At 52.7% G+C, this 15,626-nt stretch carries 12 protein-coding genes; 9 read left to right on the top strand and 3 right to left on the bottom strand.

What is annotated here, in order from left to right; all coding sequences use genetic code 11:
* The 6 genes from HOLDEFILI_RS01985 to HOLDEFILI_RS02010 all read left to right on the top strand — a co-directional run.
* Positions 1–438 (top strand): ABC transporter permease (locus tag HOLDEFILI_RS01985; RefSeq protein WP_006057676.1); only part of this gene is annotated, 438 nt, incomplete at its 5' end.
* 10 nt (positions 439–448) lie between these two features.
* Positions 449–1,486, top strand: coding sequence for an ABC transporter ATP-binding protein (locus HOLDEFILI_RS01990; protein WP_006057677.1), 1,038 nt, complete (start codon positions 449–451; stop codon positions 1,484–1,486).
* Between the two features lie 158 nt (positions 1,487–1,644).
* Positions 1,645–2,703 (top strand): ABC transporter substrate-binding protein, encoded by a 1,059-nt coding sequence (locus tag HOLDEFILI_RS01995; protein WP_006057678.1) that lies wholly within the window; start codon positions 1,645–1,647, stop codon positions 2,701–2,703.
* A gap of 99 nt (positions 2,704–2,802) precedes the next feature.
* On the top strand, positions 2,803–4,521 hold the full coding sequence (locus HOLDEFILI_RS02000) for an adenine deaminase C-terminal domain-containing protein (protein ID WP_039863690.1): 1,719 nt from the start codon (positions 2,803–2,805) through the stop codon (positions 4,519–4,521).
* Positions 4,518–5,831 carry an amidohydrolase gene (locus HOLDEFILI_RS02005; RefSeq protein ID WP_006057680.1) on the top strand — a complete coding sequence of 438 codons (1,314 nt, stop codon included), beginning with the start codon at positions 4,518–4,520 and terminating at the stop codon, positions 5,829–5,831. The genes HOLDEFILI_RS02000 and HOLDEFILI_RS02005 overlap by 4 nt, the downstream gene beginning before the upstream one ends.
* A gap of 446 nt (positions 5,832–6,277) precedes the next feature.
* Positions 6,278–6,460, top strand: coding sequence for a hypothetical protein (locus tag HOLDEFILI_RS02010; protein WP_039863692.1), 183 nt, complete (start codon positions 6,278–6,280; stop codon positions 6,458–6,460).
* 185 nt (positions 6,461–6,645) lie between these two features.
* Here HOLDEFILI_RS02010 and HOLDEFILI_RS02015 read toward each other — a convergent pair whose 3' ends face one another.
* Entirely contained in the window at positions 6,646–7,497 is an 852-nt protein-coding gene (locus HOLDEFILI_RS02015) for a VanW family protein (RefSeq protein WP_006057682.1), read from the bottom strand.
* A gap of 233 nt (positions 7,498–7,730) precedes the next feature.
* Between HOLDEFILI_RS02015 and HOLDEFILI_RS02020 the strand changes: the two genes are divergently transcribed.
* Positions 7,731–9,110: an aminopeptidase gene (locus tag HOLDEFILI_RS02020; protein WP_039863693.1), complete on the top strand. Its 1,380-nt coding sequence runs from the start codon at positions 7,731–7,733 to the stop codon at positions 9,108–9,110.
* 127 nt (positions 9,111–9,237) lie between these two features.
* On the opposite strand, the gene HOLDEFILI_RS02025 is transcribed toward HOLDEFILI_RS02020, so the two are convergent.
* The gene (locus tag HOLDEFILI_RS02025; protein WP_006057684.1) at positions 9,238–9,831 is read right to left on the bottom strand and encodes a TetR/AcrR family transcriptional regulator; all 594 of its coding nucleotides are present in this window, start codon (positions 9,829–9,831) and stop codon (positions 9,238–9,240) included.
* 125 nt (positions 9,832–9,956) lie between these two features.
* Here HOLDEFILI_RS02025 and HOLDEFILI_RS02030 point away from each other — a divergent pair, with 125 nt between their 5' ends.
* Entirely contained in the window at positions 9,957–13,460 is a 3,504-nt protein-coding gene (locus tag HOLDEFILI_RS02030) for an LPXTG cell wall anchor domain-containing protein (protein ID WP_006057685.1), read from the top strand.
* A complete protein-coding gene (locus HOLDEFILI_RS02035; protein ID WP_006057686.1) occupies positions 13,457–14,041 on the top strand; it encodes a class D sortase in 585 nt (194 codons plus the stop codon). Before HOLDEFILI_RS02030 ends, HOLDEFILI_RS02035 begins: the two co-directional genes overlap by 4 nt.
* A gap of 194 nt (positions 14,042–14,235) precedes the next feature.
* Here HOLDEFILI_RS02035 and HOLDEFILI_RS02040 read toward each other — a convergent pair whose 3' ends face one another.
* Positions 14,236–15,597 (bottom strand): alanine/glycine:cation symporter family protein, encoded by a 1,362-nt coding sequence (locus HOLDEFILI_RS02040; RefSeq protein ID WP_006057688.1) that lies wholly within the window; start codon positions 15,595–15,597, stop codon positions 14,236–14,238.
* Between the last annotated feature and the right edge of the window lie 29 nt (positions 15,598–15,626).

The raw sequence follows: 15,626 nt of genomic DNA on the forward strand, positions 1-15,626 counted from the left end.
TTATATCAGTTCATCGTTCTGAAGCTGAAGCTGCCGGTCATGCAGGGCTTACTGATCGGTCACTTCCTGGTCGTGCTGCCCTATGTCATCCGGGTTGTCGGTTCCGCGCTGGAACAATTTGATTTCTCGATTGAGGAAATGGCCTGGACGCTGGGCTGCGGCAAGGCGCAGGCGTTCTTCAAGGTTGTGCTGCCGAATATTTCTTCAGGGATTGTCGCGGCGTTTATGCTGGCGTTCATCAATTCCTTCAACAACATTCCGGTTTCCATGTTTTTAAGCGGGCCGGGCGTGCGGACGTTGCCGACGGCGCTGATGAATTACATCGAATATTTCTACGATCCGACGGTTTCGGCGGTCAGCGTGCTGCTGATGGCGGCGACGATCGCGATCATGTTTGTAGTCGAAAAGACACTGGGCATCGGGGCCCTGACGAAGTAGGAGGAAAAGCATGTCAAAGGTAACCTTAAACGATATCAACGTCAGCTATGACGGCAAAACCCAGATCCTCAAGGGCCTGAATTTAGAGATCGGCGAAGGCGAGCTGGTGTCCTTGTTAGGACCTTCCGGCTGCGGCAAGACGACGACACTGCGGGTCATCGCCGGATTCATCATTCCCAGCAGCGGCCAGTTGTTTGTCGATACGGAAGAAATGACGAAAGTGCCGGTGCACAAGCGCAACTTCGGTCTGGTTTTCCAGAGCTATGCGCTGTTTCCACATTTAAGCGTCTATGAAAACGTCGCGTTCGGATTAAAGCTGAGAAAGATGGAAAAGGCGGAAATGGATCGCAAGATCAAGGAAATCCTGGAGGTCTGCGATCTGACGGAGTACGCTCAGCGCTTTCCGAAGCAGCTCTCCGGCGGGCAGCGTCAGCGTGTCGCGCTGGCCCGGGCGCTGGTCATTGAACCGCGCTTACTGCTGCTGGACGAACCGTTGTCCAACCTGGACGCGAAGCTGCGTCTGAACATGCGCGTCGAGATCAAGCGGCTGCAGAAGAAGCTAGGCATCACGACGGTATTTGTCACTCACGATCAGGAAGAATGCTTCTCGATCTCGGATAAAGTTGCGGTCATGAACGGCGGCGTGATCGAACAGTTCGGTACACCGGAGGAAATTTACTCCCGGCCGAAAACGGAGTTTGTCGCGCGGTTTATCGGCTTTGAGAATTTCATCCAGCTGCGCAAGACTCAAGCCAATACCTACCGGGCCAACGACGGCTCCCTTTTCACCGCCGAGATGGATTGCGGAAAGGATGAATGCCTGGGCACGATTCGTCCGGACGATATCCAGATCGTCACGAATGAGGAGGCCGCTGGCAACACTGTCACGGCTAAAATCGAAGTCCGCACCTATTTAGGCAAGAGCTATCAATATGAGCTGAGCACGCCGATTGGGCGGTTAGTCGTTAATGACGGCTCCGGTGCGCTTTACAAAGCCGGCGACACGATCAAAATCCAGCTGCCGGCCGCGAAGATCGTATTGGTTTAATTCCGGTTAAACCGGGCCGCAGGGAATCCGCCGCGGTTAAAAAACCACTCTGCTTCTGAGAAGAAACTGTGTCTTTCCGCGAAACTCCAAGGGAAAGTAATCGGTTTTCGCTCAGGATTCCATACGAGAACAAGCTGACATTTTAAGGAGGAAAGAAAATGAGAAAGCTGATGATTTCGCTCTGCGCTCTGGCCATGATTGCGGCTGTGAGCGGCTGTTCCAGCAAGCCGGAAGGCGAAGGCAAGACCGAAGGCCAGCGCACGCTGACCGTTTCAACCTGGGGGTTAAGCGAAGACGTGCTCGTTGAGGATGTGTACGGTCCGTTTGAGGAACTGTGCAACTGTAAGGTCATCCTGGAAACCGATACGACGGCCAACCGTTATACCAAGTTGTCCACCAACCCGGATTCCACGGTCGATGTCATCGAGCTGTCGCAGGCTGCGGCGGCCAACGGCTATGTCGCCGACCTGTTTGAAAAGATCGACACCACCCAGATTCCGAATCTGGACAACATTATCGAAGGCGCGAAATCAACGGTCGCCCAGGGATACGGTCCGGCTTATACGCTCAACAGCATCGGCATCATTTATGATAAGGAAGCCGTCGGCTTTGAAATTACCAGCTGGGCGGATTTGTGGAAGCCGGAACTGGCAGGCAAGCTGTCGATTCCGGAGCTGTCGACGACCTTCGGTCCGGCGATGGTTTACCTGGCTTCCGACTACAAGGGCGTCGATATCACAACGGATGACGGGACAGCGGCGTTTGAAGCGCTGAATGAGCTGAAATCCAATATCGTCAGAACCTATTCCAAGTCAAGCGATTTGGCGAACATGTTTGCGGCCGGGGAAATCGCGGTTGCGGTCGTCGGCGACTTCGGCGTGCCGGTCATCAAGAATGCGGCTCCGAATGTAGAATTCGTCGTCCCGGCCGATTACACCTACGCGAACTTCAATACGATTGATATCAACAAGAACTCCAAAAACAAAGATCTGGCTTACATGTATATCAACTGGCGCATTTCCCAGGAACTGCAGTCCGTCACCGCGGTTACGCTGAATGAAGGCCCGGTTAATAAGAACGTGGAACTGACGCCGGAACAGTCCGCGAATATGACTTACGGCGACGTAGCGGAACGCGCGAAGTCGATCGACTATTCGTTTGTCAACCCGCTGATGGCACAGTGGACGGATCAGTGGAACCGCACGATCAACAACTAACATCTGGAAATTTTCCTGAAGGATCAGGAAGCAACGACAAGGCAGGGTCCAACACGGGTCCTGCCCTGTTTCAAATCAGAGGTGAAAGGAGAAAATCGCATGAGTACAATGAGAATCCGCAACGCCCGCGTGTTCAACAGCTATACGCAGACATTTGAGGAAAAAAGCGTGCTGATCCGCGACGGACAGTTCGCGCAGCTGCAGGAAACCAAAGAGGAACAATGCTGTCCCGTGGATCAGGAAATCGACGCCCGGGGGCGCTGGATGATTCCCGGCTTGATCGACATCCACATGCATGTTGAAAGCTCGATGACCATTCCGACCGAATTTTCTCGGCAGGCACTGTCCTTCGGCGTCACGACGGTGGTCGCCGATCCGCATGAGATCGCCAACGTGTTCGGACTGGCGGGCATCGAAGCGTTCATGGCCAGCGAGCCGGTCATGGATATTTTCTATGGAATTCCCTCCTCCGTCCCCTCCACCAATCCGGATTGCGAAACGACCGGCGGCGTGATCGGCTTAGAAGAAGTGGACAAGCTGCTGGACAATCCGCAGATCCGCTGCCTGGGCGAAGTCATGAACTTCAAGGAGCTGGTCAGTGGGGAAGACACGCTGATCCGTCAGATTATCGCGCTGTGCAAAAAGAAACGGCCGCTGCTGCCGTTAGAGGGACATTGCCCGAAGATCAGCGGGGCGGATCTGGCGAAGTTTATCGCTTCTGGCGTCAATGCCGATCATACTCAGCAAACTCCGGAAAGCATCGTTGAGAAAATCACCAACGGAATGTACTTGGAAATGCAGGGCAAATCGATCCAGGAAGACACGATCCGCACGCTGATGGAGCATCAGTTCTACGAATATTTCAGTTTGGTGACCGACGATGTGATGCCGGATCATTTCCTGCACGGCCATCTCAATCAGGTTTTGCTTTCCGCTGTGCACTGCGGCCTGCCGATGGAAAAGGCCATTTACTGCAGCACCTTCACCTCTGCCCGGCGGATGCATCTGGACGACCGCGGGGTGATCGCTCCGGGGAAAATCGCGGATTTCGTGCTGCTGGACAGTCTGGAAGACTGGACTGTGCATCAGGTTTATAAAAACGGCGTTCTGGTCAGCGAACCGCAAAGCGGCTACGCGATTGCAGAAAAACCGGCTTCCTTCCCGCCGGAATTTTACCATTCACTGCATCATAGGCCCTTGACGGAAGACGATTTACTCGTCCGGGTTTCCCTGTCGGCGAAGTCGGTGACTGCGCAGGTCATCGAAATTAATCCGCGGGCGACATTTACGCGGCTGACGACTGCGGAGCTGCCGGTGGAAAACGGCGTTGTTCAGTGGCAGAACCGCGGGCTGGCGCTGATGGCCTGCATCGAGCGTTATGGCAAGGGCGGACAGATCGCGCTGGCGTTCACGACCGGAGGAATTCAGAAAAACGGCGCGGTTGCGTCCTCCTGGGCGCATGATCATCACAATCTGATGGTCATGGGCTCCAATGTTCCGGACATGATTGCGGCGGCCAATCATCTGCTTGCGATCCAGGGCGGCTACTGTGTCTGTGTTGATGAGAAAATCACGGCCTGCGCTTCATTGCAGGTCGGGGGCATTGTTTCCGATCAGCCGCTGGCGGAACTGGCCGGGCAGATCGAAGCGGTGCGCGCGGCAATGGAGGATCAGCTGGGGTATGTTCATCACAATGCAGTGATGTCGTTTGCGACGCTGTCCTTGCCGGTATCGCCGGAGGTCAAGCTGACGGATAAAGGATTGTTGATCGGCAAAACACTGGAATTCATTCCGCTGATCAAAGAGGAACACGCATGAGAGTCCGGATCGAGAATGTGACGCTGGTCACAACGGATGAAGCCAATCGTGTTTTTGAAAACGGCTGCCTGGTCTGGGAAGACGATACCATTTTGGCGCTGAATGATTTCAGCATGGATGTGGACGAAGTGATCGACGGGCAGGGAGGCCTGCTTCTGCCGGGGATGGTGAACACGCATTGTCATCTGGGGATGATCCCGTTCCGTTCGCTGGGCGACGATTGCCCGGACCGGCTGCGGCGGTTTCTGTTTCCGTTGGAAAACGCGGCGATGACGCGTGAGCTGGCGCAGGCTTCGGCCCGCTATGCAGCGGCGGAAATGATGCTGGGCGGCGTGACGACGGTGTTCGACATGTATTATTTTGAGGACGCGCTGGCGGAAGCGATGGTCGGGATGAACATGCGCGCGGTGCTGGCGGAAACGATCGTCGACTTTGCCAACTGCGACAGCGACGTCCCGTATGGCGGACTGGCGCTCGGCGAGCGGTTTATCCGGGAATGGAAAGGCCGGCATCCGCTGATCACGCCGGCGATCGGTCCGCACGCGACCAATACCAACAGCGCTGAAGTCTTGAAGCAAGCTCAGGCGATCGCGGAGCGCTTCGACGTGCTGCTTTCGTTGCATACGGCGGAAATGGATTATGAGATGGAAACCTTCCGCCAAGAGCGGAATCAGACGCCGGTCGAATATCTGGAATCAATCGGTTTGTTAAGCCCGCATCTGGTTGCGGCGCACTGCATTCACGTCAACGATCAGGATCTGGCGCTGATGGCGAAACATGGCTGCCGGATCGCGCACTGCATCGGCTCGAATATGAAAGCGGGCAAAGGGATTGCGCCCTTGAAGAAGATGGTGGCGCATCACATCCCGGTCGGATTGGGAACGGACGGCGCTTCCAGCGGCAACACGCTGGATTTGTTCGCGCAGCTGCCGTTAATCGGCAAAGCGCACAAGACGGCCAACCATGACCGGGCATTGTTTCCGGCGAAGGAAATTCTGCCGCTGGCGACGATCGGCGGGGCCCGGGTACTAAATCTGGACGATCAGATCGGTTCGTTAACGCCGGGGAAAAAAGCGGATCTTGTGCTGGTGGAAACGCAGTCTGCCAACATGTTCCCGATCTACGATCCATTCTCAGCTCTGGTTTACAGCGCCCATGCGGGCAATGTGGATTCAGTCTGGATCAACGGCGTGCAGACAGTGAAGCACAAGCAGCTGGTTCGTCAGGATCTGCGCTGCCTGCGGGAAGATCTGGAAGCGAAGATGCAGTTCTTCAAGGCTGAAGCACTGCGGCGGAGCGAGGATTTGTAAAAAAGCTTAACCATAAACTTAATTGATCTGAAAGTTATTACGAATGAGAGCGCTGATCTTCAGCGCATAAATAAGAAAAGACCTCAGAGATTCTGGAGAACCGGAAAATCTGAGGTTTTCTTTTTTATTCAACCTGCGCATTATTCAAGTTAAGAATTTCTAATTTCCTAAGTTTATTGTCTGCCGAGGCTCAAAAAGTACCGGCTTTACCAATGAATACCCAGTTTTAAATTATCCGGGAATCAGAGCCTGATTCTGTAGAGTTTTACTAAACCTCAAAAGTAATTTTACTTTTTCCATTTTCTCAGGAGGCTTTTTTGAATTTTGCGCAATATTAAAGATATAGGGTCATTGATTAAGGGACTGCCCGTCCTGGATGGATCATTCTTTTGATTCATTTGTTTTTCGAGCTTGCTTTTTTCAGCTCTGAAAAGGAGGGGTTTTCTATGAAATTTTCCATGGAACTTTTGTCTTCTTTAACGATAAGGGGCATTCTGGCGGTTGCTCAGCTTCTGACAACCAGCCTGGACTGCATCTTAAAAATTATAGAACTCAAAAAAAGTGCCGCATTCCGTCGCAAGGATAACCGGCACTTATCTATCCACCGCCTCCCTTCAATGAAGAGATAGCGAACGATGGGTATCGCTTTCTCAAGCGTCCCTACATCCTTAGTGTAGGCCATTCTTGAGTTATTTCAAGACTTTTTATAAGTTTTTATCAAGTCTCAACTGAAAAGTTAAGTTTCACTTTTGAAAGCGGAAAAAGAAAAATTCCACAGAAAATAAATTTCTCGAAAACTCGTTCTTTATCTTACTTATTGCTTTTGATTCCAAAACCCGGACTCGCGGAATAATGCAGGATCGATCAGCTTGGGATCGTACATCACCTTGGCATGGTTGACTATCAGTTCCTGATCAAACGCCACTTCCCCGCTGGCTTTGTTGATCGCTTTGCGCCGCACGATGTTATGCCGGTAAGCGCCGTCCTTTTCCCAGGTGAAGCCGCTGTCCTGTTCATAGATATGGTATTTCAGCAGCTGCGGATGATCGCAGCGCAGCTCGCCGCACAAATAGCGCTCATTCGTTTCAATCACCAGCTGAAACGTATCGGACGTGCGGTTTTCCACCTGGTAATCCAGATAGTTATAAACGATAGAAGTCCCCGTTCCAAACGGCACCTGACGGCCGAAATCAGGAAACAGATCAAACCGGCCGTGGTGGTGATGCTCGGTGATCGTTAAGGAGCTGTGCAGCACCATCCAGTGGATCAGATTGGTCATCTGACACATACCGCCGCCGATGCCGGAGGACGGATGATTGCCGGAAATCGTCAGACCTTCCCGATATCCTTTTTCCGCTGTGCACTCGCCAACGCAATGCCAGAACGAAAAGGTTTCACCCGGCTGGATCAGTAAATGAGTGAGTTTGGGAGCGGCCAGGGACAGATTGACCGCCTTGTTTTCCTGCAGCCGCTGATCGACGTTGCCCAGCTTTCGGCGGATCAGCGAATTATGCCGGTTAACAACAACGGGCAGTAAGGCTTCGCTGCGCGTTTGGGCAAAGTGAATCTGATGAATCTGGTCTTGAAACTTCCGTTTGAGAATTTCTTTTTTCCGCGACAGTGCGTAGGCCTGCGGACCAAGCTGATATAAATGTAACCGCTGCATACTGAGTTTCCTTGTTCCTTTCCCTGATGTGCTGCTCTGCAATTTTGAAGTTATGAAAACGGAGAATGATCTTCAAGTTTTCTGCAAGAGAAAGCAGTAGCTTTTCTGAATCCTTCCTTATTAACGATATCCTATCAATAATATTGACAAATGTCAATGTAAGAAAACCAGGTTTTCTGCTTGTGTCCTGCGGGAGTTTGTTTATAATAATACACAGGAGGGTTTTAAGTATTATGAAAACTGTATGGAATAAGACGCAGGGCGAACAGCGCGAAGCCTTGTTTGCCTTCAACGAAGCGTATAAGCATTTTATTTCCGTATGCAAAACGGAACGCGAATGCGTGCGGGAAACAGTCCGGCTGGCTGAGGATAACGGCTACCGGGATCTGAATGAAGTCCTGGCGGCCGGCGCCAAAATCCAGGCTGGCGACAAATTGTATGCCGTCAATAAGGATAAGGATATCGCGTTATTCGTGATCGGCAGTGAACCGCTGGAAGCGGGCATGAACATCGTCGGGGCGCACATTGATTCCCCGCGCCTGGATCTGAAGCAGCATCCGATTTATGAGGATCAGGGACTGACGCTGCTGGATACGCATTACTACGGCGGAATTAAAAAATATCAGTGGGTCGCTCATCCGATGGCGCTGCACGGTGTCGTCTTCAAAAAGGACGGCACGCGGATTGAATTGAACATTGGTGAGGACGAAAATGATCCGGTTGTCGGCATCAGCGATCTGTTAGTCCATCTTTCCGCCGATCAGATGCAGAAGACCGGCGCGAAGGTCGTGGAAGGCGAAGACTTAAACGTGTTGGTCGGAAGCATCCCGGCCGAGGGCGGCGAAGAAGAAAAAGAGCCGGTCAAGAAAGCGATTCTGGCGCTGTTAAAAGAAAAATACAACATTGAGGAAGATGATTTCCTGTCTGCGGAAATCGAAGTGGTGCCGGCGGGCAAGGCGCGCGATTACGGGCTGGACCGCAGTCTGGTTTTAGGCTATGGTCATGACGACCGCGTCTGCGCCTATACTTCGGCGCTGGCGACCTTCGCCATGGAAAATCCACAGCGCACCAGCGTCTGCCTGTTAGTCGATAAAGAAGAAGTCGGAAGCAATGGCGCCAGCGGCATGCACTCGCATTTCTTTGAGAACACGGTTGCGGAAATCCTGAATGCAATGGGTGATTACAGCGAGCTGAAAGTTCGCCGCGCCCTGCAGAACAGTAAGATGTTAAGCAGCGATGTCAGCGCCGGCTACGATCCGAATTATCCGTCGGTCAATGAAATGAAGAATACGGCGTTCTTAGGCAAGGGGATCGTCTTTAACAAATATACCGGATCCCGCGGCAAGAGCGGATGCAATGACGCCAATCCGGAATTCATCGCCGAGCTGCGTCGGATCATGGATGAGGAAGACGTCATGTTCCAGACCGCTGAACTGGGCCGTGTTGATCAGGGCGGCGGCGGAACCATCGCCTACATTCTGGCTAATTACAACATGGAAGTCATCGACGCCGGCATCGCCGTGCAGAACATGCATGCGCCTTGGGAAATCGTTTCCAAAGCGGACGTCTATGAAGCTTACCGCGCTTATGTTGCGTTCTTGAAGAAAGCGTAAGCAAGAGGGGACTTTAAAACTGAAATAAAACCGGTTTATCCAAGCTCCGCGAAGACGGCGGAACGAAGGTAAACCGGTTTTTTCTTGTAACCAATGGGAAACTTTTGGGCGGAATGAAATGCGAAATTTATTTTTCAGCCCATGATTTTCCCGGCGACAGCGCGCCGCCCATGCCTTTGGCAATCAAGGTGAAATAGCGCTCGCGGTCTTTCGGACTGTCCGGAAATTTGCCGTCGGCGACATTGACGGCTAAATTCAGTGTGGTATCGATGACAAACTCCCAGAAAACCTCGGATCGGATTAAAATCGCGCTTTTGTTCAGTTCAACGAAGTGATTAAAAAACGCAAAGGACTCCGTCTGACCACGCATGACGTCGCGGGTATAGAATGAGGAATGACGAAACTGAGAGTAGAATTTAGCGTGATCACCATGGGATGTGAAATAACCGAAATATAAAAACCAAAGCTCACGGATGTTCCGCCGCAATGAAAATAATTTAACGTCCACTTGTTTCAGCTGCGCATCCACCTGTCTGTCGACATGATAAAAACATGCCGCTAACAGCTCCGGCTTACTGTGAAAGTAATGAAAGATACTGCCCTCGCTGATTCCACATTCCTTTGCGATTCTGCGTGTGGACAAATTTTCCAGTCCTTCCCGGGCGGTCTGGGCGATTGTAATTTCTAAAATCTGGCCTGCGTCGATCGTTTGTTTTCTCATGGCTTTAGTATAGATGATTTTACTGAAAAATGCGATTAAAAACTGTATTTTAAAGTTAACTGTTCAAGTCTCTGTGATAAACTTTTTATTGAGCGAACGCTCAATAACGATTGAGGAGAAAAAGAATGAGGAAGTTACTGCAAATCTTATGCTGCATTGGACTCTGCGCGCTGCCGCTGGAAATGTTTCCGGCGTCTGTATCCGCAGAAACCGTGGGGGACGGAGCGGAATTGATTGAAAATGTTGAACTCCTGCGCGGAGATTCAGCGTTAAACAACGGGGACAGCGTCGCTGCGGCGGATGAGCTGGTTTTACGCTATACACTGAAGCCCTTGGACGAATCCATGAATCTTCCGGGCAGCGAGTGGGACATCGCAATCCCGGAGTATCTTGAAAATAACCATCCGGCTCTGAATCAGGAAATCAAGATCGGCGGACAGACGATAGCGCGGATTACCGCCGGAGCGCGAAAGGATCAGATCAAACTGACGTTTGAACAAGAGCTGGGCGAACTGCCGATTTATGAAATGAAGTTTGAGTTTGGGGCCAGGTTGGCAATGGACGAAATTGACGGCCGCCAGGAAGCGGCAATTGGCCTGGTAGCGGATCACACAGTGCGTTTGAAAATCACGGACAATGCCATCAAGGATCCCGCGGTCACCGGGAAAAGCGGCGTTTATGAGAAGACCGGAACGATTGCCTGGACGGTTTCGTTAAGCAAGCAGATCGCGCCGTTTGACGAGGATCAGAACGCTCTGAAGTATACGACAGGATTTCTGTTTTGCGATGAACTGACGGACAAACAAACTTATGTTGATAACTCGCTGACGCTGAAGGTTGGAGACCGGGAAACCCACCCTGCGGTCCAGGTCGACGGGCAGACGCTGCGGGTCACGCTGGATCAGCCGTTAAGTCAGGAAGGATCCATCACATACAGGACGATGCCCTCTTCCGCGGTGTTTGTCGGAGATGATGGGCAGCTGGCGGACCCTTCTCAAGGGATGAAAGTAACCAACACAGCTCAGCTCTGGCAGCCGGACGGTTCCACAAAACTGTCCGAGGCGCAGGGCGAGGTGCTGGTCAAGGGTGACAGCTGGCTGATGAAAACCGGTGAAAGCTACGATCTTGTCAACAAGACCATGACGTGGAAGCTCGTCGTTCACACCCAGTCGCTGCCGTTGGAATCGATCACGATTTATGACGAGCTGGAAGATCGCTTACGCTTTAACCCGGCCGATGCCAATGTGATGGTCAACGGGACTTCAGTTGCTGCCGGGGTTACGCTGAATCCGGCCTTTGACGGGCGAAGCGGCGGCGATCAGAAGCTGCTGACGATCGATCATCCGCAGGAAGCCGAATACGTGATCACCTATCTCACGCACTTCGATCTCGATCTGACGGCGCAGAATGTCAATACGAATCTGAAAAACAAGGCGTGGCTGGAGATCAACTGGGATCCCGATGGCGCAGGCCCGGAACCTGTCCGCCCTTACGGTACGCCGGTTATTGAAAAAAACTACAGACTGCCGACCAGCGTCGTTGAGAAATCTGCGAACTACAATGCCGCAACACGCCGGATTACCTGGACGGTGACGCTGAATAAGAATCTTCTGGACGTCAAAAACGGCACGATCACGGATACGCTGACCACAACCAATCAGAAATATATCGGCAACCCCGAAGTGATCACACCGAAAACCGGGTATACGATCACGATCCAGCCGCTGGCCGATAAGACAACCGCGGCGACGCAGGATTATGAAGTCCTGATCGCCAATGCCGCCGGTGAAATGAATACTTTTAACGAAATGATTGTGTTCCAGTATGAAACAGAAGCGACCGATCCGCTGTTCTACGCGGATAACGCGAAGATGAAATTCGATAACAAGGTGGCCTTCGGTTCGGATGCGATTCCGACGCTGACCGCTTCTGCGCAGCCGCAGTTTTCCAGCACGGTGCTTCAAAAGAGCGCTGAAGGCTATGATTATCAGACGCATGAAATCCGCTGGAAGATCGTCGTTAATCAAAACGGCACGGAGCTGACGGATGTTCAGGTTAAGGATGCGCCGCCGGAGTATCTGCGGTATGTGGAAAACAGTCTGACTGTCCGGTATGCTTCACAAAACAAAGATGTTCCGATGACACCGGTAATCGAGAAGAACGAACTTCAGATCGAGCTGGGCACGCTTCATGAACAGGTCACGCTGACTTTCAGAACAAAGTTGGACGCGAACGCGAAGAATCTGCCGGAAGGCTTCCGGTTCGATCAATCCAATACGTCCAGCGACGCTAACGCCTTGTTAGCGCTGACCAATACTGCCGTTTTGGAAAAGCAGGAAGGCCAGCCGGTCAGTCACACGGCCAAGCTTGAGATCGCGAATACAGCGTTTGATAAATCAAGCGTCGTTCACAGCGATCAGTACACCGTAGACTATACGATCAAAATTAACCAGGCCGGGGCAGATCTCAGCGCGATTTGTCCGGACGGCCTTGTCATCACCGATACGATGAGCGAGGCATTGCTTCTCGATCCGGAAAGCGTTGTTTTAAAGCAAACTGAAATTCAAACCAACGGCGATTTCAAGGAAACGAATACGATTGAAGGAACCGCCGTTCAGGTCAATGGTAATCAGGCGGTGTTTACGCTGCCGTCAACATTGGATCTCAACGGTTCCTATGTCCTGCGTTACTCAGCCTTTGTCAACGTTGCTTCCAAAGGAGAGTTTGCGTTGTCCAACCAGGCAAGTATGGGAAATCAAAGCAGCGGTCTGGCGAATAACGACGCGATCCAGTTCCAGTCGAAGTATTCGGCGGGCTCCGCGACGCGGATTCCCGGCCGTGCCAGTCTGGAATTGACAAAAACTGCGATTGACGACGATACGCCGGTTGCGGGAGCCGAGTATGGACTGTATGCGAAGAATACCGCGGGTGAACAGTACTTGATGCAGAAGGCCGTTACGGATAGTGCGGGGAAAGTGATGTTCACCGCTTTGAAAATAAAGGCAGGCGAGAACGAATATACGGTTAAGGAACTGAGCGCGCCGCAGGGCTTTGTACTCGACGATGCGGAATATCCAGTCACGATGACCGCGAAGGCTGGCACGATCCAGACGATGAAGGTCAGCGACGCGCGGCTGCGCGGGGAGGTTGCCTTTCTGAAACAAGATCAGTATGGCAAGCCGGTCTCCGGCGCGCTCTTTGCGATTTATAAAAACGATGCCGGCATAATGGATGAAACGACGCAGCTTTCTCAGGCTGCCAGCGATGATCAGGGCCAAGTTCATTTCATGGATCTGGATTTAGACCAGACTTATGTAATCGCGGAATTGAGCGCCCCGCAGGGGTATGATAAAACCGAAGAATTGTATGAAGTCACGGTGGATGCTGACGGGGTTTCCAGCGCGCTGAAGGAACAGAGAAGCGGGCAGGAAATGCACGCGGTCGTCAACCAGAAACACCCGGCACCGCCAGCTCCGGATCCATCGGAATCTGAAAATTCAACCCCCTCCGTTCCGGCTGCAGTTTTGCCGTATACCGGGGATCGGGAGTTTGTGCTGGCGCTGGCTGGCGGTTTCGTTCTGATCGCTGCGGGATTGGCGCTGACCCTGAAAAAGCGCCGCCATTCATGAAACAGAAAATCTTTGGACTGATCCTGATGGGAACGGGGATTCTCCTCGTTTCCCTGACGCTGGGCAGCCGGATTCTGGAACTGAACCAACGGAAAACGCTGATTGCCCAGACTCGCGCTGTTATAACGCAGCGGGTAGAAGAAGCCCAGGCGGCGGAATTCACCGGGGATAGTTTTTCCTTTGCGGAGGGGCCGGCGCTGCTGCGGATCCCGTCGCTGAATTTAGAAGAAGCAGTGCGTGAAGGCACCGCGGCAGATACGCTGAAATTCAGCCTGGGGCACATGGAGAACACCGGGGATCCGGGAAGTGCGGGCAACTGCGTGATCGCCGGTCACCGCAATGTTGTAGGCGGATTCTTTCACGATCTGCCTTCGATCGCGATCGGCGATGAAGTCATTCTCGAGCACGGCGGCCGTCCGCTTGTCTATGAGGTTTATCAAACGTTGACCGTAACGCCGCAGGACGATTCTGTGCTGTTGAGCGACGGGACGGGACAGCTGACGCTGATCACATGCAGCTCGGCGGTCGAACCGACGCACCGTTTCGTCGTCCAGGCCCGGCTGAAAAGTGAGGAAGAATAAAACTGCCAGTCCGATCGAATCGCTGCCGGCCTTTCAAAGCTTAATGTTCTTTTTCCTGCGGATAGAGAGGAAGAAGAACTTTTTTAGTCGTTGTTTAGCCGTTGATTTGCATAAATAGAAAAGCGAAACGCTAAATCCCTTGCAGGATTGTAAACGTTTCGCGCATAGACAGGTTACGTTGTAGTTTATTCTAGCTATTCCATTTCCGGATCGGTTTCGTCCAGATGCCCTTCATCCAGATAATACTGCGTATCTTTGACGATCACGCGGGTCAGAAGCAGTACGGCGATCAGATTTGGAATCGCCATCAGCCCGTTCAGCGTGTCCGCAATTGTCCAGACCAGATCGAGCTTCATCGTACAGCCCAGATACAGCACGACGATCCATAAAACACGGTACGGCTTCAGGATCTTCTTGCCGAACAAATATTCCATACACCGCTCGCCATAATAACTCCAGCCCAGAATTGTCGAGTAGGCGAACGTCAGGATGCCGAAGATCAACAGCGGCGTGCCGATAACGGGAATCTGCGCAAAGCACAGGGTCGTCAGTTCACCGCCCTCCAGGCCGATCGTAGAGATCGCGGGGTTGGCGATGATGCTGGAAACGAGCACCAGGCCGGTGATCAGACAGACGACAACGGTATCCCAGAACGTGCCGGTCGAGGAGATCAGTGCCTGTCGAACCGGATTGCGCGACTGCGCGGCGGCAGCGACGATCGGCGCCGAGCCCATCCCGGATTCATTGGAGAACAAGCCGCGTGCGCAGCCATACCGGCAGGCTGTCATGATCGTGCTGCCGATAAACCCGCCGGCCATCGCCCGGGGTGTAAACGCCGCCTGCACGATCAACTCGATCGCCGGAAGCAGATACGCCCGGTTATAATACAGAATATAGAAGCAGCCCAGCGTATAAAATAACGACATGAACGGAACGAGCTTTTCACACACGTTGGCGATGGATTTAACGCCGCCGAAGATGACGAGGAACGTCACCGCCGCCAGGACCAGACCGACCAGCGAAGCGTTGAAATTAAAATTGGTAACCAGCGCGTCGGCAATTGCGTTGGACTGTACGCTGCAGCCGATGCCGAACGCCGCCAATCCCGTCAACAACGCGAACGCCACGCCGAGCTTGGGATGGCCGATTTTTTCCAGGACGACCATCGCGCCGCCCAGGTAGGTGCCATCTTCCGTTTTGCGGCGGTATTTGACGGCGATCAGACTTTCCGCGTATTTGGTGGCGATGCCGAACAATCCGGTCAGCCATGTCCACAACACTGCGCCCGGACCGCCGGAAACAATCGCGGTCGCCACGCCGATGATGTTGCCGGTGCCGATGGTGGACGCCAGCGCCGTTGTCAAAGCCGCGAACGGACTGATATCCCCTTCGGTTTTATCCGGCGTGACCGACAATTTAATTCCCTTGAAAACCCAGCGCTGCACGCCGCGGGTGCGGATCGTCATCCACAGATGCGTGCCTAAAAGCAGAAGAATCAACGGCGGTCCCCATAATATCGCGTTGAACTGACTAAAAATCTCATTTAATAATTCCATAATTCAATCCCTCACCGGTTTATTTTACC

Origin of the sequence: Holdemania filiformis DSM 12042 (genome assembly GCF_000157995.1) — a bacterium.
In the GTDB taxonomy this organism is placed as follows: domain Bacteria; phylum Bacillota_I; class Bacilli_A; order Erysipelotrichales; family Erysipelotrichaceae; genus Holdemania; species Holdemania filiformis.